At 40.3% G+C, this 22,343-nt stretch carries 16 protein-coding genes; 10 read left to right on the top strand and 6 right to left on the bottom strand.

Annotation, left to right across the window (positions count from 1 at the left end; all coding sequences use genetic code 11):
* Window positions 1–198 precede the first annotated feature (198 nt).
* The 5 genes from C3K47_RS19615 (at window position 199) to purU (ending at window position 8,536) form a co-directional block, all read left to right on the top strand.
* Window positions 199–390, top strand: coding sequence for a hypothetical protein (locus tag C3K47_RS19615; protein WP_165784729.1), 192 nt, complete (start codon window positions 199–201; stop codon window positions 388–390).
* Window positions 391–418: 28 nt separating this feature from the next.
* Window positions 419–1,564, top strand: a complete 1,146-nt coding sequence (locus C3K47_RS17475) for a hypothetical protein (RefSeq protein ID WP_103790458.1) — start codon at window positions 419–421, stop codon at window positions 1,562–1,564.
* 233 nt (window positions 1,565–1,797) lie between these two features.
* Complete coding sequence (locus C3K47_RS17470; protein ID WP_317043043.1) at window positions 1,798–2,409, top strand: REP-associated tyrosine transposase; 612 nt, start codon at window positions 1,798–1,800, stop codon at window positions 2,407–2,409.
* Window positions 2,410–3,214: 805 nt separating this feature from the next.
* Window positions 3,215–5,110 (top strand): molecular chaperone DnaK, encoded by a 1,896-nt coding sequence (gene dnaK, locus C3K47_RS17465; protein WP_103790456.1) that lies wholly within the window; start codon window positions 3,215–3,217, stop codon window positions 5,108–5,110.
* 2,562 nt (window positions 5,111–7,672) lie between these two features.
* Window positions 7,673–8,536, top strand: coding sequence for a formyltetrahydrofolate deformylase (gene purU / locus C3K47_RS17460; RefSeq protein WP_103790455.1), 864 nt, complete (start codon window positions 7,673–7,675; stop codon window positions 8,534–8,536).
* Between the two features lie 284 nt (window positions 8,537–8,820).
* Here purU and C3K47_RS17455 read toward each other — a convergent pair whose 3' ends face one another.
* Window positions 8,821–9,930 carry a M42 family metallopeptidase gene (locus tag C3K47_RS17455; RefSeq protein WP_103790454.1) on the bottom strand — a complete coding sequence of 370 codons (1,110 nt, stop codon included), beginning with the start codon at window positions 9,928–9,930 and terminating at the stop codon, window positions 8,821–8,823.
* A 303-nt stretch (window positions 9,931–10,233) separates the two neighbouring features.
* Here C3K47_RS17455 and C3K47_RS17450 point away from each other — a divergent pair, with 303 nt between their 5' ends.
* The gene (locus C3K47_RS17450) at window positions 10,234–11,136 is read left to right on the top strand and encodes an alpha/beta hydrolase (protein ID WP_103790453.1); all 903 of its coding nucleotides are present in this window, start codon (window positions 10,234–10,236) and stop codon (window positions 11,134–11,136) included.
* Between the two features lie 65 nt (window positions 11,137–11,201).
* Here the strand turns inward: C3K47_RS17450 and C3K47_RS17445 are convergent, their stop codons facing one another.
* From C3K47_RS17445 to C3K47_RS17425, 5 genes are all read right to left on the bottom strand, one after another.
* A complete protein-coding gene (locus tag C3K47_RS17445) occupies window positions 11,202–11,609 on the bottom strand; it encodes a GNAT family N-acetyltransferase (RefSeq protein WP_103790452.1) in 408 nt (135 codons plus the stop codon).
* 52 nt (window positions 11,610–11,661) lie between these two features.
* On the bottom strand, window positions 11,662–13,203 hold the full coding sequence (locus C3K47_RS17440) for an acyl-CoA carboxylase subunit beta (RefSeq protein ID WP_243392574.1): 1,542 nt from the start codon (window positions 13,201–13,203) through the stop codon (window positions 11,662–11,664).
* Between the two features lie 177 nt (window positions 13,204–13,380).
* Window positions 13,381–14,652 (bottom strand): porin, encoded by a 1,272-nt coding sequence (locus tag C3K47_RS17435; RefSeq protein WP_103790451.1) that lies wholly within the window; start codon window positions 14,650–14,652, stop codon window positions 13,381–13,383.
* A gap of 327 nt (window positions 14,653–14,979) precedes the next feature.
* Complete coding sequence (gene pruA / locus C3K47_RS17430; protein WP_103790450.1) at window positions 14,980–16,611, bottom strand: L-glutamate gamma-semialdehyde dehydrogenase; 1,632 nt, start codon at window positions 16,609–16,611, stop codon at window positions 14,980–14,982.
* Window positions 16,612–16,769: 158 nt separating this feature from the next.
* On the bottom strand, window positions 16,770–17,474 hold the full coding sequence (locus C3K47_RS17425; protein WP_103790449.1) for a hypothetical protein: 705 nt from the start codon (window positions 17,472–17,474) through the stop codon (window positions 16,770–16,772).
* A 194-nt stretch (window positions 17,475–17,668) separates the two neighbouring features.
* On the opposite strand from C3K47_RS17425, the gene C3K47_RS17420 reads away from it, so the two are divergent.
* From C3K47_RS17420 to C3K47_RS17405, 4 genes are all read left to right on the top strand, one after another.
* Window positions 17,669–18,154: an FKBP-type peptidyl-prolyl cis-trans isomerase gene (locus tag C3K47_RS17420; protein ID WP_103790448.1), complete on the top strand. Its 486-nt coding sequence runs from the start codon at window positions 17,669–17,671 to the stop codon at window positions 18,152–18,154.
* A 74-nt stretch (window positions 18,155–18,228) separates the two neighbouring features.
* A complete protein-coding gene (lpxK, locus tag C3K47_RS17415) occupies window positions 18,229–19,281 on the top strand; it encodes a tetraacyldisaccharide 4'-kinase (RefSeq protein ID WP_103790447.1) in 1,053 nt (350 codons plus the stop codon).
* On the top strand, window positions 19,271–20,086 hold the full coding sequence (locus C3K47_RS17410) for a purine-nucleoside phosphorylase (RefSeq protein ID WP_103790446.1): 816 nt from the start codon (window positions 19,271–19,273) through the stop codon (window positions 20,084–20,086). Before lpxK ends, C3K47_RS17410 begins: the two co-directional genes overlap by 11 nt.
* A 3-nt stretch (window positions 20,087–20,089) precedes the next feature.
* Complete coding sequence (locus C3K47_RS17405) at window positions 20,090–22,141, top strand: putative porin (protein WP_103790445.1); 2,052 nt, start codon at window positions 20,090–20,092, stop codon at window positions 22,139–22,141.
* Window positions 22,142–22,343 lie beyond the last annotated feature (202 nt).

The following is a 22,343-nucleotide window of genomic DNA, read 5'->3' as shown; positions in this document are numbered from 1 at the left end:
CTAACACTAAAAAAAGTAACTTCGAAAAACTGCCTGTATAGGTTAATTAGGATTAACAACATCCAGTGTATAGTTAATCCAGGATTTATTCACTAATCTGTATAGTTATTTCAGGACGGGTCAAAGGACATGTTATATAGTATATACCTCGACTATGCGTCTAGTATACGTCTAGTATACGTCTAGTATGCGTCTAGTATGCGTCGAGTATACCTCGACTATGCTTCGACTTCGCAGGGTGACGCCCATGTACTGATGACCCATGCAGCTACTCGGCTCAGCATGTTATCGTGGTTTGCATCGCCGGTTTGTTACCAAATCACTAATATGTTATTTGCTGGTAATCAAAATGTTATTCCAATTATTGACTTCCTGATTGATCATAGATGATATTTGTTTTGTACTTAAAACATTTACTATGAACTATTTAAAAAAAAATTGCGCATACGCAATGTTAATTGTAGCCACTTGTCTTATCTCATGTTCAAAAGAAGACGGGCTTTCGCCAGAACCGATTGAAATGCCTTCCGATGGGGATACCTCCCATAACCCTGGCCCCATTGTAAGTCCTGGAACGTATACTATTAAAATAAAAGCGGTAATTAAAATAGGAGAAATTACGTACGATAGTATACCTGCATCTTTAGAAATTACAAGTTGGGATAGCAGTCATACCGAAAACAAAAAAAGCCTCGATCTTTTGCCTGGCGTCAATACTATAAAATTGCCCAAAAACCATTTAAAATACCAGTTAAAACTTACTCAATGGGGAATAACTGAAGAGAAAACCTTAACCGGACCGGAATTAGAACAAAGTGATCTACTAACTATGGGAGGAATCCGGGTTGCGCGGAAGCTGAAATCAGAAGCAACATATAGATTTATTCAGGATGAATGGCATCCTCAGGCGAGAACGCATTATACGTATAATGCCGACGGAACCCTGAAGCAACTAACATTCTTTAAAAAAGAAGTGCATGTTCAAGCTCTCCAGCTGAGCAATGTCCATAAATACGAATACCAAAATGGCAGACTTTCAATAATCAAACGATTTGATGGATTTAGTAATCTGCAAGGATCTACCGGCTTTGCTTATGATGCCAATGGTGGTATCATTAACATGAGTGATAAACAAAGCGGACAGGAAACGCATACTGTTGTTAAAAATGGTTTTTTGGGTGGAAATGGTTCTATCGATATCGACTTTTTGTTTAGTAATGGTCATGCAATGGAATATAGCATGCAATTTAAAAACGGGAATAAAATAAGTGACAGAGCCCTGACATCGACAGGTGCCACCGAAGGAGGTTCTTATAAGTATGACTTCTACATCAACCCTTTTGTGCATTTGAATATGCCCAACCTGTACATGTCAAATTTGTCTAAAAACAATGTGATTGATCAACAAAAAGGTTACGGAGGCAGCTACCCTACAACTGAACTATTTAAAATTGAATATACCTATGATGCGCAAGGCTATCCTGAAAAGGTAATAAAAAGCTATCGGTCTCCTGGTTCGGGAAGCTTTCTGTATGATGTAAAAACAGAATTTGTTTATTGGTAAGGCAATAACTCGCTTGTCCGGATTTGTAATCCGCTCGCTTGTCCGGATTTGCAATCCGGACATTTATACATGCGGATTTATAATCCGCTTTCTGCACTTAATCCTGAAACAGCCAAGTTGAATGTGCATACAAGATCAGGATTGCAAATCCTGAGTTAAGGACTTTCGGATTGTAAATCCGAAAGAGCGCTCGCTTGTCCGGATTTGCAATCGGCTTTTTATAACACATTTAAATGCGGATTTGTAATCCTCTTTTTATTAGAATCGTATATTTAAGATACATCTATACTATTATGGGCTTAAAGAACCGAATTCATAAAGGATACCTTTATTTTTTAACTATAACTGTTGTTGATTGGGTGGATATTTTCTCCAGACCGGTTTATAAGCATATTATAATAGATTCTCTTAAACATTGTCAAAAACAAAAAGGCCTGGAAATTTATGCATGGTGTTTAATGACTAATCATCTCCATTTGATAGTTTCGGTTAGTCCAGATAATTTTTATTCGCTTTCGGATATTCTTCGCGATTTTAAAAAGTTTACCAGTAAAGCAATAGTGGAAATGATTGAAAAAGAAAATGAAAGTAGAAAGGACTGGATATTAAATCGGTTTGAATTTGCAGGTAAGTATGATCCAAAAATTAAATGCTATAAATTTTGGCAAGAAGGTAATGAAGCAAAAGAAATTCATTCCAACGAATTTTTGGAACAAAAAATTGAATATGTACATCAAAATCCTGTTGTTGCGGAGATTGTAAATGAGCCGGAACACTATAAATTCAGTTCAGCAGTAGATTATGCCGGTGGAAAAGGTTTGTTGGAGGTGATTTTGGAGGATTGATTTTGTTTAGGATTACAAATCCTGAGTTAAGGACTTTCGGATTGCAAATCCGAAAGAGCGCTCGCTTGTTCGGATTTGCAATTCGGACATTTATACATGCGGATTTATAATCCGCATTCTGCACTTAATCCTGAAACAGCCAAGTTGGATGTGTATGCAAGATCAGGATTGTAAATCCTGAGTTAAGTACTTTCGGATTGCAAATCCGAAAGAGCGTTCGCTTGTCCGGATTTGCAATCCGGACATTTATACATGCGGATTTATAATCCGCTTTCCGCACTTAATCCTGAAACAGCCAAGTTGGATGTGCATGCAAGATCAGGATTGTAAATCCTGAGTTAAGGACTTTCGGATTGCAAATCCGAAAGAGCGCTCGCTTGTTCGGATTTGCAATTCGGACATTTATACATGCGGATTTATAATCCGCATTCTGCACTTAATCCTGCGTTAAGGACTTTCGGATTGCAAATCCGAAAGAGCGCTCGCTTGTCCGGATTTGCAATCCGGACATTTATGCATGCGGATTTATAATCCGCTTTCCGCACTTAATCCTGAAACAGCCAAGTTGGATGTGAATGCAAGATCAGGATTGCAAATCCTGAGTTAAGTACTTTCGGATTGCAAATCCGAAAGAGCGCAGGTGAAAGCGGAGAGGAAGGTATGACGGACTTTTTGTCATATTGTAAAGCCCGCAATTCAAAGTTTGACATTTATTCTACTGTCAGCATTTCAAATTATGCTGCCTCATTGGTATTGGCATATGCATTGATAATAGTGCTTATCGTTCAATGAAAATTTTAGAATTATGTCAAAAATTATAGGTATAGATTTAGGAACTACCAACTCATGTGTTGCCGTTATGGAAGGTAACGAGCCGGTAGTAATTCCGAACAGTGAAGGTAGAAGAACTACACCTTCAATTGTTGCATTTGTGGAGAATGGTGAACGTAAAGTAGGTGATCCTGCTAAACGCCAGGCGATTACAAATCCAAAGAAAACGGTTTACTCAATTAAGCGCTTCATGGGTAACACTTATGAAGAGGACTTAAAAGAGATCTCACGTGTTCCTTATTCAGTAGTAAAAGGTGATAATAATACACCTCGCGTTCAAATCGATGATCGTACCTACACTCCTCAGGAAATTTCGGCAATGGTACTTCAGAAAATGAAGAAAACGGCTGAAGACTATTTAGGTACTGAAGTTACAGAAGCGGTTATTACTGTTCCTGCTTACTTTAACGATGCGCAGCGTCAGGCTACTAAAGAAGCAGGTGAAATTGCCGGTTTAACGGTAAAACGTATTATCAATGAGCCTACTGCAGCTGCCTTAGCTTACGGTTTAGATAAAGCGCATAAGGATATGAAAATTGTGGTGTTTGACTGCGGTGGTGGTACGCACGACGTTTCTATCCTGGAATTAGGTGATGGCGTTTTCGAAGTAAAATCAACTGATGGTGATACACACTTAGGTGGTGATGACTTTGACCAGGTAATTATTGACTGGTTGGCAGAAGAGTTTAAAAAAGATGAAGGTTTAGATCTTCGTAGAGATCCTATGGCTTTACAGCGTTTGAAAGAAGCTGCTGAAAAAGCTAAAATTGAATTATCGAGCTCTACTTCAACAGAAATTAACCTGCCATATATTATGCCGGTTGATGGTGTGCCTAAACACTTAGTGCGCAACTTCTCTCGTGCTAAATTTGAGCAATTAGCTGATTCATTGATCAAACGTACCATTGAGCCTTGCCGTACCGCATTAAAAAATGCAGGTATGTCAACCAGCGATATTGACGAGGTGATTTTGGTAGGTGGTTCAACACGTATCCCTGCAATTCAGGAAGCGGTGCAGGCATTCTTCGGTAAAGCTCCTTCAAAAGGGGTAAACCCTGATGAGGTGGTTGCAGTAGGTGCGGCTATTCAAGGTGGTGTATTAACCGGTGAAGTTAAAGATGTATTGTTATTAGACGTTACCCCACTTTCATTAGGTATTGAAACCATGGGTGGTGTAATGACCCGCTTGATCGAGTCGAACACAACTATTCCTACCAAACGTAGCGAAGTGTTCTCAACAGCTTCTGACAATCAGCCTTCGGTAGAAATTCACGTATTGCAAGGTGAGCGTCCAATGGCGAATCAAAACCGCACTATCGGTCGTTTCCACTTAGATGGTATTCCGCCTGCTCCTCGTGGTATTCCTCAAATTGAAGTGGCTTTTGATATTGATGCTAACGGTATCTTACACGTTTTAGCGAAAGATAAAGCTACCGGTAAAGAGCAAAAGATCCGTATCGAAGCAAGCTCTGGTTTGTCTGATGCTGATATCGATAGAATGAAAAAAGAGGCTGAAGCAAATGCAGAAGCTGACAAACAAGCAAAAGAAGAGATCGAAAAGTTGAATGCAGCTGATTCTTTAGTTTTCTCAACTGAGAAACAATTAAAAGAATACGGTGACAAACTTTCGGAAGGTAATAAGTCGGCAATTGAAGATGCATTGAAGCAATTGAAAGATGCTCATGCTGCTAAAGATTTTGCTGCCATTGAAACTGCTTCAACTGCTTTAACCAACGCTTGGAATGCTGCTTCTGAAGAGATGTACAAAGCGACTAACGAAGGTGCGGCTCAGCAACCTGGTGATGCTGGTCAATCTTCGGGCGAAAATAGCGGTGATGTTAAAGATGTAGATTTCGAAGAAGTGAAGTAATTGATTACACTGATTTGATATAAACGGCTGTTTCTGATAAAGGAGCAGCCGTTTTTTGTTTGCGTCCTTCGACAACGCTAAGGCAACACCATTGTCAGGCTGAGCGTAGTCGAAGCCTCTTTAAACCTTTCGACTGCGCTCAGGGTAACCCCATTGTCAGGCTGAGCGTAGTCGAAGCCTTGTTCATCTCTTAGATTACGCTTAAGGTGACACCATTGTCAGGCTGAGCGTAGTCGAAGCCTTGTTCATCTCTTAGATTACGCTTAAGGTGACACCATTGTCAGGCTGAGCGTAGTCGAAGCCCTATTCATCTCTTAGATTAAGCTTAAGGTGACGTGAGTGTTGTCAGGCTGAGCGTAGTCGAAGCCTCTTTAAACCTTTCGACTCCGCTCAGGGTAACCCCATTGTCAGGCTGAGCGTAGTCGAAGCCTCTTTAAACCTTTTGACTCCGCTCAGGGTAACACCATTGTCAGGCTGAGCGTAGTCGAAGCCCTGTTCATCTCTTAGATTACGCTCAGGGCAACACCATTGTCAGGCTGAGCGTAGTCGAAGCCCTATTCATCTCTTAGATTACGCTCAAGGTGACGTGAGTGTTGTCAGGCTGAGCGTAGTCGAAGCCTCTTTAAACCTTTCGACAACGCTAAGTGCAACACCATTGCCAGGCTGAGCGGAGTCGAAGCCCTATTCATCTCTTAGATTACGCTCAGGGTGACACCATTGTCGGGCTGAGCGTAGTCGAAGCCTTGTTCATCTTAGATTACGCTTAAGGTGACGTGAGTGTTGTCAGGCTGAGCGTAGTCGAAGCCTCTTTATACCTTTCGGCAACGCTCAGGGTAACACCATTGTCAGGCTGAGCGTAGTCGAAGCCTCTTTAAACCTTTCGACTCCGCTCAGGGCAACACCATTGTCAGGCTGAGCGTAGTCGAAGCCTCTTTAAACCTTTCGACAACGCTAAGGGCAACACCATTGTCAGGCTGAGCGTCGAAGCCTCTTTAAACCTTTCGACTTCGCTCAGGGTAACATCATTGTCAGGCTGAGCGGAGTCGAAGCCTCTTTAAACCTTTCGACTTCGCTAAGGGCAACATCATTGTCAGGCTGAGCGTAGTCGAAGCCTCTTTAAACCTTTCGACTTCGCTCAGGGTAACATCATTGTCAGGCTGAGCGGAGTCGAAGCCTCTTTAAACCTTTCGACTTCGCTCAGGGTAACATCATTGTCAGGCTGAGCGGAGTCGAAGCCTCTTTAAACCTTTCGGCAACGCTCAGGGTAACCCCATTGTCAGGCTGAGCGTAGTCGAAGCCTCTTTAAACCTTTCGACTCCGCTCAGGGTAACCCCATTGTCAGGCTAAGCATCGAAGCCTCTTTAAACTTTCGACTTCGCTCAGGGTAACATCATTGTCAGGCTGAGCGTCGAAGCCTCTTTAAACCTTTCGACAACGCTAAGGGCAACACCATTGTCAGGCTGAGCGTCGAAGCCTCTTTAAACCTTTCGGCAACGCTCAGGGTAACACCATTGTCAGGCTGAGCGGAGTCGAAACCCTGTTCATCTCTTAGATTACGCTCAGGGCAACACCATTGTCAGGCTGAGCGGAGTCGAAGCCTTGTTCATCTATTAGATTACGCTCAAGGTGACTGCTTGGACTGACGGCTCTCGGCCCTTCATGTTTCATGTTTCATGCTTCCACTGCGCTCAACATGACGAGAGTGTTGTCAGGCTGAGCATAGTCGAAGCCTCTTTAAACCTTTCGGCAACGCTAAGTGCAACACCATTGTCAGGCTGAGCATAGTCGAAGCCTCTTTAAACCTTTCGGCAACGCTAAGTGCAACACCATTGTCAGGCTGAGCGTAGTCGAAGCCCTGTTCATCTCTTAGATTACCGCTCAGGGTAACCCCATTGTCAGGCTGAGCGTAGTCGAAGCCTCTTTAAACCTTTCGACTTCGCTCAGGGTAACACCATTGTCAGGCTGAGCGGAGTCGAAGCCTCTTTAAACCTTTCGACTTCGCTCAGGGTAACATCATTGTCAGGCTGAGCGGAGTCGAAGCCTCTTTAAACTTTCGACTCCGCACAGGGTAACACCATTGTCAGGCTGAGCGTAGTCGAAGCCCTGTTCATCTCTTAGATAACGCTCAGGGTAACCCCATTGTCAGGCTGAGCGTAGTCGAAGCCTCTTTAAACCTTTCGACCACGCTCAGGGCAACACCATTGTCAGGCTGAGCGTAGTCGAAGCCTCTTTAAACCTTTCGACAACGCTAAGGGCCACACCATTGTCAGGCTGAGCGTAGTCGAAGCCTTGTTCATCTCTTAGATTACGCTAAGGTGACGTGAGTGTTGTCAGGCTGAGCGTAGTCGAAGCCTCTTTAAACCTTTCGACTCCGCTCAGGGTAACAGCATTGTCAGGCTGAGCGGAGTCGAAGCCTCGCTCAGGGTGATACTATGAACGTAGTGGAGGTTTGAAATATTTGATTCAATATTTGATTTGTCTATTATTTTGGCAATTAAAATTTGTTTTTGTTGTTATTTTGAAATAAAAAGTGCAATCTTGTTGAAGTGCTAATGTTTGATTATGCCTGCGAAAAAACGATTGTACACGCTTACGCTTTCATGTCCTGATAGAACCGGAATTGTATCAACGGTAACCAGTTTCATAGCTAATTTGGGGGGCTGGATCACAGATGCTAGTCAACATGGTGATTTTACCGATCATCATTTTTTTATGCGTGTGCAAATACTTGCTGATTCATTAAAGATGGATGTGGATGAGTTTAGGGAGCGTTTTGCCGATATGGCAGCAGAGTTTGAGATGGATTGGCAGATAACGGATTCGGCCCAAAGGAAACGAGTTATAATTTTGGTAAGTAAACAGGATCATTGTCTTTATGATCTTTTATATCGATACCGCTCACAGGAATTTGAGTTTGAAGTGCCCTGTATCATTTCTAACCATGAAAACATGCGCAGCTTTGTTGAGTGGCATGGCATCCCTTACCATTGCTTGCCTATTTCCTCAGAAAATAAACCGGCTCAGTATGCCGTAATGGTGAAGCTTTTTGAGCAGCACAAAGCCGATGTTATTGTGCTGGCTCGTTACATGCAGGTGCTTTCCCCTGAAATATGCAAATTGTTTCCTAACAAGATCATTAATATTCATCATAGCTTTTTACCTTCATTTGTAGGTGCTAAGCCTTATCACCAGGCCTACGAACGCGGGGTGAAAATGATCGGCGCCACCTGCCATTATGTTACCGAAGAACTCGACCAGGGACCTATTATTGAGCAAGACGTGAACAGGGTGGATCATAGCTGTTCATTAGAAGATATGATCAACTTAGGGAAAGACGTGGAGAAGAATGTTTTATCGAGAGGCCTCAGATATCATGTAGAAGACCGGATTCTGGTGCACGGAAATAAAACGATCGTGTTTGATTAAGAAAGTAAAAGCTGAATTTTAGATGTTGGATTTTTGATTTTAGAATTTTCTTCCTTCTTAAATCGTGCCTCTAAAGTTGTCCTTTCTCTTAGATTTCCGGCATCGATAATTTTAGAAGTAGGATTTTAGATTTTAGAATGTTCGTCCTTCTAAAATCGTACCTCTAAAATTGTTCATTCTCTTCGATGTCCGGCAGCGTCTATTTTAGAAGTAGGATTTTAGATTTTAGAAATGTTCTTAATCGTACCTCTAAAATCTTACTTCTAAAATCTACTTCCATGGTGCTATTTAATGTATCTGAAATCGTGACCTTCTTTGATATTCAATATTGAATGATAGATCAAACTGATCACATTATCCAGGTCTTCTTTGTGGACCATTTCAACCGTGGTGTGCATATAGCGTAACGGTAATGAAATAAGTGCCGAGAATACACCACCATTAGAATAAGCAAAGGCGTCGGTATCGGTACCTGTTGCGCGAGAACTGGCATTACGTTGGAACGGAATGTCGTTCTTCTCCGCCGCTTCAATTAATAATTTATTAAGATTATTGTGAACAGCAGGAGCATATGAGATAACCGGACCTTTTCCGCAGCTTAAATCACCCTGAGTAATTTTGTTAATCATCGGAGTGTTTGTGTCGTGTGTAACATCGGTAACAATCGCAACATTCGGTTTAATACGGTTGGCGATCATTTCAGCACCGCGTAAACCGATCTCTTCCTGCACGGAGTTAACAATATATAGTCCGAAAGGAAGTTTTTTCTTGTTTTCTTTTAGTAAACGAGCTACTTCAGCGATCATAAATCCACCGGCACGGTTATCCAAAGCACGTCCAACATAGTAGCGATCATTTAAAACCATGAACTCATCTTCGTAGGTGATAACACAGCCCACATGAATTCCCAGTTTTTCCACTTCTTCTTTAGAAGTACATCCACAGTCTAGGAAAATGTTTTTAAGAGTTGGAGCTTCTTCTTTTTCCCCATTGCGGGTATGAATTGCCGGCCACCCGAAAACAGCTTTTACAATGCCTTTGTCAGTATGAATGTTTACCCGTTTAGAAGGGGCGATCTGATGATCGGAACCTCCATTGCGGATCACATAAATTAAACCGTCGTTGGTAATGTAGTTTACGAACCATGAAATTTCATCGGCGTGTGCCTCGATTACCACTTTATATTCGGCCTTAGGATTGATAACTCCAACAGCAGTTCCATAGTTGTCGACATAGTGCTCATCAATGTATGGCTTCAGATAGTCTAACCACATTTTTTGACCGCTCCATTCGAAACCAGTAGGGGAAGGGTTGTTGATATATTTTTCAAAAAAATCAAGGGATTTCTTAGTCACCACCGGTTGGTGTTTCTTTTCTTCTTTTTTCTTGCTCATGCTGCAACAATTTTTACAAAAATGAAAATAATTCGTTAAAAGTGAACTCTAAAATCAGATTGCATCCTTTTAAAAAGAATGTTTGTTAACTATTTGATTATAAGGAATTAGTGGTATTTATTGACTATTTTTAGCAATTAATCAAAAGTTTTTATTTTAAATTTATAAGCATAATTTTATATTTTCGAAACTTTTACGTAAGTTTTTTATACTTTAGGTATCCGAATTTGATTTTATATATATATAATTGTCATTCTATGAAACTTAAAGTTTAAGTTTTTTAAGGAAAGAAATTGAATATTAATGAATAAAAGATTACTTGTTTGCGTGTTAATGTGTTTTACGTTCGTGACGGCGATGGGGCAAACGTTAATTCCATTAAAAAAAGGCAAGCTTCAAAAACTCGAGTCATTTCATTCTAAATACGTTTCAGCTCGTAGGGTTGATATTTGGTTGCCTGAGAATTATGGCAACGATTCATCAAAACGCTATGCAGTGATTTACATGCAAGACGGGCAGAATTTATTTATGGACGACACTGCTTACCAGGAAGTGGAATGGAGAGTAGATGAAACAGCTTCATCTATGATGGGTGATCACAAAATTAAAGATTGTATTGTTGTAGGTATCTGGAATACCTCAAAACGAATGCGCGAGTATCAGCCGGGGAAACCTTATGCCTTATTGTCTGATACCTTACAAAAGAAACTTTCTGCTGAATTTAAAGGCGCTCCACTGGGCGACCAATACCTCGAATTTGTTACTCAGGAACTTAAACCTTATATCGACACACATTATAGAACCCTGGCTGATGCTAAAAATACAGCAATGATCGGTTCGAGTATGGGAGGGCTGATCTCTTTTTATGCTGTTTGCGAATATCCACAAATATTTGGTTCAGTTGCTTGTATGTCGACCCACTGGCCGGTTAGTTTAAAGAATAATGACGAAAAGATAGGCGAAGCCTATAGGAAATACCTGGCTGATCATTTGCCATCGAGTGATGGTCATAAGATCTATTTCGATTACGGTACCAAAACGCTGGACAGTTTGTATGGCCCTTACCAGGTTGCTGTTGATAAGGTGATGCACGATAAATGGCCCAATGGTCATTGGACGAGCATTAAGTTTGTGGAAGATGAGCACTCGGAAGTTTATTGGCAACGAAGGTTTGGAATTCCGTTGGAATATTTACTGGGCTTATAAAGAAATATAAAAAGGCTATCTGTTTGTTCAGATAGCCTTTTCTTTTATAAACGATAAAAATTAAACTAACTAATAAGGTATTCCATAATCACAAAGGCCACATTATCTTTTGTAAACCTTTCTTCTGTTTCAGTAAAACCAAATTTCAGATAAAACTTTACGGCGCTTAATCGGGCATTACACCAAATGAGTTCACATCCATGGTTTTCAGCTTCAGCAATTATATAATTAAGCAAGTACGATCCATATCCCTTACCCTGGTATTTTGCTATTGTGGCGAATTTTCGAAACTGGGCACTTTTGCCGGTAATAAATAAAGACACTACGCTGATCAGTTCAGCATCGATAAATAAACCATAATGCAGGCCATGGTCATCTTCAGGAAGTTTTATTTCATGAATAGCTCTATCAGGATAGAGTACTTCCCGGCGGATGTTTAGCACCTCATCGGCTGTGATCCTTTTTATTTTCATCGTCTTATAAAAAAGAAAGGATAGCGTTTGGGCTATCCATTTCAATTGTATTTTACAACGGAATATTTCCGTGTTTCTTCCTTGGGTTTTTAACTGCTTTGTTTTCCAGCATTTTGAATGCCTTAATCAGTTTATGACGGGTTTCATTTGGTAAGATCACCTCATCAACGAAACCTCTTTCGGCCGCCCGGTACGGATTGGCAAACAGGTCGGAATATTCGCGTTCTTTTTCAGCCAGCTTTTGATACTGATCATCGGCCGCGGTAATTTCCTTCTTGAAAATGATCTCTGCAGCACCTTTGGCACCCATAACCGCAATTTCGGCCGTTGGCCATGCATAGTTCATATCGGCGCCAATATGTTTAGAGTTCATTACGCAATAAGCTCCTCCATAAGCTTTTCTTGTAATTACTGTTATACGAGGTACTGTGGCTTCACAGAAGGCATACAGGAGTTTTGCCCCGTGGTTGATAATACCGTTCCATTCCTGGTCGGTACCCGGCAAAAATCCAGGAACATCTTCGAGCACCAATAAAGGGATATTGAACGAGTCACAAAAACGGACAAAGCGAGCTCCCTTGGTAGAGGCGTGGATATCCAATACACCTGCCAAATATGCAGGTTGGTTGGCTATAATACCAATGCTTCTGCCTCCAATGCGAGAAAATCCAACAACAATGTTTTCGGCATAATTCTGATGAACTTCAAAGAAAGATCCTTCATCAATTATATTATTAATTACATCCCGAATGTCGTATGGCTGATTGGCATTTTGAGGAACGATGCTATCCAAAGCTTCCCTGATTTCGTTTCCTGTCGATTCGTATTCCCATAATGCAGGGTCATCTTCACAGTTTTGCGGCATATAGCTCAATAGCTGTTTAATGCTATTGATACATTCAATTTCATTGGCGCAGGAGAAATGTGTTACCCCCGATTTGGTTGAATGGGTTGAAGCTCCGCCCAATTCTTCGGCACTTACCTCTTCATGCGTTACCGTTTTTACTACGTTTGGCCCCGTAACAAACATATACGAGCTGTTTTCAACCATCATGATAAAATCGGTAAGAGCGGGAGAGTAAACAGCGCCGCCGGCGCAAGGGCCCATTATGGCCGAAATTTGAGGAATTACTCCCGATGCTAAGGTATTGCGATAAAAAATATCGGCATATCCGCCTAAAGAAACCACCCCTTCCTGTATGCGGGCACCTCCCGAATCGTTTAACCCGATCATTGGCGCACCGTTCTTAAGTGCCAGATCCATGATCTTGCAAATTTTCTCGGCATGGGTTTCCGAAAGTGAACCTCCGAAAACGGTAAAATCTTGTGCATATACATAGGTTAAACGTCCATTAACTGTACCCCAACCTGTAATTACCCCATCACCCGGATATTTTTCTTCATCTAGTCCAAAATCGGAAGTGCGGTGAGTGACAAACATGCCGACCTCTTCAAATGAGCCTTCATCGAGTAAGAAATGAATACGTTCACGGGCAGTTAGTTTTCCTTTGCTATGTTGACTGTCGATGCGTTTTTGGCCGCCTCCGAGAGAAGCCTCCTCGCGTTTTTGCAGTAAATTATTTATTCTTTCCACGTATAGATTTATTGAATCTGCCAAATTTAAAAAAAACCTTCAGAGCGTAGAATATTTATTATTGAAGCCTGGAATTAGAATGATCAGGAGAGAGATATGAGCATCATTGAAATGCAAAAGCTCATGAAATCTATAGGTTGATCTCATGAGCTTTAACGATGAATAGTTATTATACGATTAGAATCTGAATTGAAGTCTAACTGTCAATACATCATCTTTAATATCATTAGCATATTCGGGTACAGAGGTATCTTCGTTCTTAACAATATCGTAGTAAGCTGCTAAACGAGCGTTCCCCTTTAGCATATTTAGATATGCACCGAAACTCCAGGTTGAATAAGCAATATCACCACTCGTAGAATTGCTGTTCGCCGCTCCAATTTCTTTGCCACTTAAAAATGTGTTAGGGTCGTACCAGTCATATTTTACCATTAAGTTTAAGGGCGTTTTGCCAACGGTTTGATTAAAGGTGACGAAATAACCGTTAAACTCTCTGTTATAAATATTGGTGCTAGGTTGAGTGTTAAAACTACGTGATGCCTGCGGTCCATTTATGGTGGGAGATGAGGCAACTCCGGGCTGCTTTCCCCATATGTACTCGAAATTTATACGCGACAATCCTATTTTACTGCTAAGTCCGGCTTGTGCATTAAATCCGGTGTAAATACGATCAGCATAAGCTCCAACATTATTAGGGTTTGTATTCAGTTCAAATCCTTTTACACCATTATTATAACCGTTTGACAGCATTACATTGGTGTTTGAGCGTGATCTTCCGCTATAGTAAGAAGCTCCGGCAGCTAACACCGGCAACGAGTTTAATTTTAATTTGCTGGCTAAATTCAGTTGCAGGCTACCAACAAAGTTCTTTTTGCTATCGTAGTCAACAAAGTTGCGTCCGGCACCATTTATTATAGCCAGTGAAGCGGTTAGGAAATTCCAGTTTTTAGAATTTCGGGGATTGAAAACTAGCTGAGCGCCACAATCCTTTTCATCGGGGAAAAGTGTTTGTATCATTCGGCTTCGTTCAGCCGATTCGAGGTTAAATGAGGAGTAAACGGTTTCTAAACCGAATGGCACAGTGGCTAATCCTATGCCCATCGAAAATGCTTTAAACGTTTGTTCGTTTAGTTGTACATAAGCATTGGCCATGCGCACGTTGTTTTGAACATAATCAATTTCGAGGTTGGCTGACACGAATTTTTCTGTATATCCTACGGCGAAACGCGTTCTTCTTAACATAAAGCGAGAGTCAACATTTGGAGGGAAATCTCCGCCTTCAAATGATGGTATTCCTGCTGAATCAGCTTTTTCGTATTGTGCCTGAATGTATCCGGTAAGGAAAACATTACGAACTGAATCTTTGTAAACAGTTACCTGTGCCTTTAATAAAACAGGAGAGAGGAGAAATAAGATAAGCGTTACTATTGTGGTTTTGTGCAGCTTCATTTGTTTAGAACTGTCTGATAATAAGTTATAAAATTTTTGTTTAACAAGTGTGATATTTTACCGCTTGTTATGTTAACTTTTAATTTATTCCCGGTTAAATTAACATCGCAAAAATATTACCTCAAGGAGAAAGTTAGGTTAAGCCATTGTTAAGCTATTGTGAATATTCAGTAAAAAATGCTATAAGAATATGAATATTAGTTAAATAGCCTGAATGTTGTCAAAATGCAGATTTACAGTAATTTAACAAATAGAAGCGGAAGTTTATACCAAAAGAAAAGCCGTCCCGATAGTACCGGGACGGCTTTTGTTAATGAGTTATGTTAACTATTCTTTATCCATGAAAGGATAACGATAATCTTTAGGTGGATCAAAGGTCTCCTTAATGGTGCGAGGAGATACCCAACGTAATAAATTGATCATTGAACCTGCTTTATCGTTAGTACCTGAACCTCTGGCGCCACCAAATGGTTGCTGACCAACTACGGCACCTGTTGGCTTATCATTAATGTAGAAGTTACCAGCAGCATTGCGAAGCTTAGTTGTTGCCTGCTCTACAGCGTATCTGTCTTGTGCAAAAATGGCTCCGGTCAATGCATAGATCGAAGTGGTATCAACTAATTCCAATGTCTCTTCAAATTTGGCATCTTCGTAAACATAAATTGTCAATACTGGTCCAAACAGCTCTTCGCACATGGTAACGTATTTAGGGTCCTTAGCCACAATAACGGTAGGGTGAATAAAATACCCTTTTGATTTATCGTAAGTGCCACCTGCAATGATCTCTACCGAAGGATCATTTTTTGCGTTATCAATGTATTTAGCTAGTTTATCGAATGATTTTTCGTCGATCACAGCGTTAACAAAGTTTTCAAAATCTTCTGTAGGTCCGATCTTAAATGAAGAGATATCTTTTTGCATCGACTCTTTAATTTCGGGCCAAAGTGATTTAGGAACATATGCACGTGATGCCGCTGAACATTTCTGTCCCTGGTATTCAAATGCTCCGCGAACCAATCCTACTGCTGCCGCTTTAGCATCCGCTGAAGGGTGAACCACTACGAAGTCTTTACCACCTGTTTCGCCAACAATGCGAGGATATGTTTTATATAAATGAATATTGTTTCCGATCTCTTTCCAGATGTTTTGGAACACTTCAGTAGAACCGGTAAAGTGAATTCCGGCAAAGTCAGGATGTTTAAAAATAACATCGCCGGCATCTGGTCCCGAAACATAAACCAAGTTGATAACACCAGCTGGCAAACCTGCTTCACGCAATACTTCCATAATTACGTTTGCTGCATAAATTTGGGTATTGGCAGGTTTCCAAACCACCACATTTCCCATCATAGCTGCAGATGTAGGAAGATTACCTGCAATAGCTGTAAAGTTGAAAGGCGTTAAGGCAAATACAAAACCTTCTAAAGGACGTTGTTCAATGCGGTTCCAAATACCTTTTGCCGAATCTACCTGCTGACTATAAATTTCAGTCATGTAGGTAACGTTGAAACGTAAAAAGTCGATCAACTCACAAGCCGAATCGATTTCAGCCTGGTACGCATTTTTTGATTGGCCCAACATGGTGGCAGCATTGATCTTAGCACGGTATGGGCCGGCTAATAATTCTGCAGCTTTTAAGAAAATAGCAGCGCGTTGTTCCCAGGCAAGGTTTTCCCATTGTGCTTTTGCTTTTAAAGCTGCATCAATAGCCTGTTTTATATGGTCCTTATTTCCCTGAGAGAAATGACCTAAAATATGCTGATGATCATGAGGAGGGCGAAGTGCTACTTTTTTGTCTGAGTACACTTTTTCTCCGCCAATGTACATTGGAATATCAAGTTGTTTAGAGCGCGCATCGGCAAGGGCTGCCTTCAATGCATTACGTTCAGTTGTTCCCGGAGCGTAGGTTAATACCGGCTCATTGTAAGGTTTAGGAGTCTTAAAAAATCCTTTCAACATAATAAAAAATGCTAGTAACTAATTGATTGTGTAAAGGTTTATTTTGAAGCGCAAAGATAGAAAAAGAATGCTAACCGATGAAGTTTAGCCTATTTATTAAATAGAGAAAGCCGTCCCGATACTATCTGGACGGCTTTCTTCGTAGTTCTATAATGTTATTATGGTTTAATTTCGTAGCTCGCCAGCTTAATGGTATTTGTTTGCCCGTTCATGGTTACTTTTGAATAGATGAAACCAATCTTTTTCGCATAGTAATAAGATCCGGTACACACTGGTGTGCTGCTGCCAGGTAAGGTCATGGTCATATCCACATGGATAACATCAGGATAAGTAACTTTATCGATTTTAAAACTGATGCCTTTTTCTTTTAACGTATACTGATAAGTGGCAGATAATTCAATTGGTGAGTCAGCAGGGCTGATTTTAACTTTACTGCTCCAACTGGTATTCAAGGCAACATTGTCTTTTAAATACATCATTGGCGCCGCAGGGAAATCCAGTTGCGAAGCTTCAATTGAGGAGTTACCATTTACATAATAAACGCCATCTTTTATAGCGCTGTAAAAGGTATTATTCATAAAGCTGTTGGTGAATGAATGATAGCTAATACCATCAATAACCTTATCTTCACTAGTCGACTCCACGATATAGTTATAGTCGCCGGTATAAATCCACTTCGAACCTATTGTCATTGGCTGATAGTCGTAGGTAGTTTCAGTACCGCTTCCGTTACCGTTGCCACTTCCGTTTCCATTCTGATTTTCACCAGTTTCAGGTTCCATGCCTTCGGCGTACTCCCATTTGTCGGAACAAGATGATAAACTGATAGCTATGATTGCAAGGGCTAGTAATTTTCTTTTCATTATAAAAAAGATCTGGTTTTATTGTTTTTAGTTGGTAGGGTATTCCCTTGTGTACTTAATACGATAACATCGGAAATTAGTTGCAATATAATTTCCTTTTAGTTACGTGTTTAGGTTAAGCTGCTATTTTCAATTATTTCGGCTATAATCTCTCAGCATAATGTGCTATTTTCGCAGCTACTAAATTGCAGTAAATGGAAACAGTAAAAAACGGTAAGGTGGTGAGCATTTCGTACACCCTTACGAATGACAACAATGAAGTGCTCGATCAATCGCAGCCAAACCAGCCATTAGAATATTTACACGGTAGTTACAATATCATTCCAGGCTTGGAAAAAGAATTGGAAGGATTACAAGTTGGCGATGCCAAAAAAGTTACTGTAGCTCCTGCTGAAGGTTACGGTGAATTAAATAACGAGTTGATATTTGATGCACAGCGTCAAAATTTCCCTCCTGATGCAGATCTTGAAGTAGGTATGCAGTTTCAGGCTCAGGGCGAAGCAGGTCCAATGGTTATCCGCATTGTAAATATCGAAGGCGATAAAGTTACTGTTGACGGAAATCATCCATTAGCAGGTGAAACCTTACATTTTGATGTGAAGGTTGAAGCCTTGCGTGATGCCTCTAAAGAAGAAGTGGATCACGGTCACGTACATGGCCCTGGTCATCAACATCATTAATAAAATAGTTAACAGTCGGCCCAAAGCCGACTGTTAACTTCAATTTCTTGTGCCGCCAGGATCAGAGTTTGCTTATGTCAGTCTTTCGTTTAGTTCTACTCCCATTTTCTTTAGTTTACGGTTCAATTGTAAAACTGCGCAACTTCTTTTATAATAAAGGAGTGTTGAAAGCGCATGAATTTGATTTGCCGATAATTGCTGTTGGCAACTTAGAGGTTGGGGGGGCAGGTAAAACGCCAATGATTGAATACTTGATTCGATTAATTGGTAATTCAAAAAAGATAGCCACCATCAGCCGTGGGTACGGCCGTAAAACAAAAGGTTTAATTATTGCCGATCAGGATTCTTCAGCAGCCGAAATAGGTGATGAACCTATGCAGTTCAATAGAAAGTTTCCTGAAGTAACCGTAATAGCCAGCGAAAACAGAGTAAAGGCCATCCATCAAGTGGAAGAGGAACAGCAGGTGATTTTGTTAGATGATGCTTTTCAGCATCGCAAAGTAAAAGCAGGGCTAACTATTTTATTGCTTGATTACAATAGGATAGGGGAACGCTCGTTTTTATTGCCGGCCGGAAATATGCGCGAATCAAAAAAAGAAATGAAAAGGGCTGATCTTGTTGTGGTAACAAAAGCTCCTAAAATATTCTCGCCGCTCGATCAGCGCGTGGTGGAGGCTCACATCAAACCTTATTTCGATAAAGATATTTACTATTCCTATATAAGTTATGGGGAACTTGAGCTATTGAATAAGAATGAGGCTTTTGAACCGTTTACTTTACAGGATATCAGCAGAAAAACCGAAGTCATATTGTTAACAGGAATTGCTAAAACACAACCACTTGTTGACTTTTTGGAACTTCGAACCAAAAAAATTACGCATTTAAAATACGGCGATCATTATAAATTTGGTCAAAAAGATATTCAGAAGCTCGCGGAAACCTATAATTCAGGCTTATCAACTCAAAAGGTAATTATTACTACCGAGAAAGATGCCATGCGATTAATGGATGCAGAACTGGTTGATGAAGTTTCGAAATTACCTGTTCATTATATTCCTATTAAAGCCGAAATTTGCGACCGTTTTAAGGAAGAATTTGATAAAAAGATATTAAACTATGTTGGATAGATTTCGCACTACCGTTGAACATATTGAAAAACGTATAGAAGGGTTTAAGCCTGAAGTTGGGATAATTTTAGGAACCGGTTTAGGTAAGCTGGTGGAGGATATAGAGATCAAATATGAACTTATGTATTCCAATATTCCCAACTTTCCTATTTCAACCGTGGAATTTCATGCAGGAAAATTAATTTTTGGCGTTCTTGCAGGCAAAAATGTGGTGGCAATGCAGGGGCGTTTGCATTATTATGAAGGCTATTCAATGCAGCAGATCACTTTTCCGGTGAGAGTAATGAAGTTGTTGGGTATTGAGCGTTTATTGGTTTCTAATGCCTGTGGATGCCTGAACCCTGATTACAGAAAAGGGGATCTGATGATCATTGATGATCATATCAATTTATTACCTGATAATCCATTACGCGGTCATAATTTAGATACCCTGGGGCCCCGGTTTCCGGATATGTCGGCGCCGTATGATAAAACCATGATTAAAAAGGCCGAAGAAATTGCGGCAGCAAAGAATATTGTGGCTCATACTGGTGTTTATGTAAGCATCGCTGGTCCTAATCTTGAAACTCGTGCCGAATACAAGTATCTTCGTACAATTGGAGGTGATGTGGTAGGTATGTCAACGGTGCCCGAGGTGATCGTTGCCAATCATATGGAGCTACCAGTATTTGCAATTTCAGTGATCACCGATGAAGGATTTCCGGATACTTTGTCAAAAGTCTCAATCGATGAAATTGTGAGGGTGGCTCAACTAGCAGAACCTAAAATGACCTTAATTTTAAAAGAGCTGATATCATCATTTTAAGCTTTGAAGAACTTTATACTTATTATTCTTGCCTGTTTACTGTTTCCATTGTTTGCCAACGCGCAGATAGTTAATCCTAACTATCCGGGCTCTGGCAAGGATGCCTTTGGACAGGACACTACTAAAAAGAAGCCTGCAAAAGAAGATAAATTGCAGGATTTTTATAATCGAAAAGACTCGGTTAAAAAGTTTTTTGCCAAAAGTATCCGTTTTGCCGAACCACGACAATTTGACCTTGATACTATTGCATTTTCACGTCTCGATACTTCACTCACCGGTTATCAAAACTATAGTCCTTTTTATGCTAATAACAACTACTATATTAATATAGGTAACCTGGGATTGGCTAATAAAAGCATGCTGCCTCAATTTGGCAATCCCATGGGTTTTAATAACGGACAAACTGCCTTAAGCTTATACGAGTTTAATCCTCAAAGGGTAAATTACTACAGGGTTTATTCACCTTATACCAATGTGACCTGGGTTAGCGGCTTAGGAAATGAAAGTTTAATTGACTTTTTGCATACGCAAAATATTAAGCCAAATCTTAACATCGGTATTGAATATGCATCAATAGGTTCGCAAGGATATTATCCGCGTCAACGACCTAAATACAATCTGTTTTCAGGTTGGAGCTGGTATCAATCACGTAATTTAAGGTATAACTTATTGGCTAACGTGGTGTTCAATAGTTTAAAGTCGCCGGAAAACGGTGGGCTACCCAACGACAGTATTTTTACTGTTCCAACAACTATTGAGCACGAGTTTCAAAGTGTTTATTTAAACAGTGCCTTAACCAGCTGGAATAATTCCACGTTTTATATAAAGCAATCATTTGTTGTTGGAGCTCGTGATACTAATGCCGTTACCCAAGCAAAAGCTTTTAAATCTCCGTATTCAAAAGTTACCAACACCATTCAGTTCGATCAGAAGCAATACAAGTTCGGCTATCAATATGCCAGCAATGATCCGTTAGCGCCTCAGGAGTATTTTGCCCATTTATATACCGATCCTAGTCAGGCATCGGATAAAACCAAAGAAAGCCGATTCCGGACCGATATGGACATCAGTTTGTTTGGACGGGGAAAGGGAGAACGTTTTAACCTGGGCGGAGGCATTGCCTATGAAAGCGTGAATTATAGTCAATCTTCACTCGATTCGGTGGGGTCCGGCTCGGACCGTAAGTTGGGTGATGTTACCTTTATCAATCGCAGCCTTAATAACCTGCTTTTAAAAGGTAGAATTGGTTTTTCAATAGCATCGAATGTAGATCTAGATATCAGAGGGCAATATGATTTTGCAGGATACAATATCGGGGATGTTTTATTGGATGGAACTGCCACTGTTTCGTTAGGCAGGAAGGTGGGGCAGATATTATTGAAAGCTATCATTCAAAATACGGAACCGGCAATTATTTTTAACCAGTATTCTTCAAATTTTCATCGTTGGGGCAATAGTTTTTCTAAGGTCAATAATAACCTGCTTTCCTTTACCTACCTGAATGGAGTAACAAGAACGCGTCTTTCGGCAGAATATAATTTGATCAGCAATTACGCTTATTTTGCTAAAACCAATACTGAAGTTTTACCACAACAAAGTGGTGACATAATTAATTTGTTAAGGATAAATGCTGATCAGGAATTCAGGTTTGGAAAATTCAACTTAGCAAGTCATTTTAGTTATCAGGCTAATAGTGATAAGGAACTGATCCCAACACCTGATTTTTATACTTACCAGAGTATTTATTATCAGAATAAACTGTTTAAAGTGCTCGACTTTCAGATAGGTTTTGATGTGAGATATTATACCAGCTTTAAATCTATGGGGTATTCCCCAGAGCTGGGGCAGTTTTACATTGCTAATGGAACCCGGGAAGTTGGAAACTATCCCATTGCAGATGTGTTTATAACAGCAGGTTTGCGCCGCACACGTTTCTTAATTAAGTATGATTATTTGAACCAGGGCTGGAATAAAGAAGGTTATTATACAATTGATAAATATCCAATGCCGGATGCTACATTTAAATTCGGGTTAAGTTGGAGATTCTATGATTAATTTGAGAATTTGAAAAATTTGATAATTTAAAAATGCCCTGCAAGTTAACCTGCAGGGCATTTTTTATATTAGGTGTATTGTAGATTTACGATTTACGACAGAGAAGGGCTAAGTCAACAATCTTCAATCCGAAATCTAAAATCCATCAGGCCTATGGTGTATTGTAGATTTTAGATTTACGACTTACGAAAGCTCAGGGGCT

The organism is Solitalea longa (genome assembly GCF_002920915.1).
GTDB classification, from domain to species: Bacteria; Bacteroidota; Bacteroidia; order Sphingobacteriales; family Sphingobacteriaceae; genus Solitalea; species Solitalea longa.
This window is presented reverse-complemented; position numbering and strand designations above follow the sequence as displayed.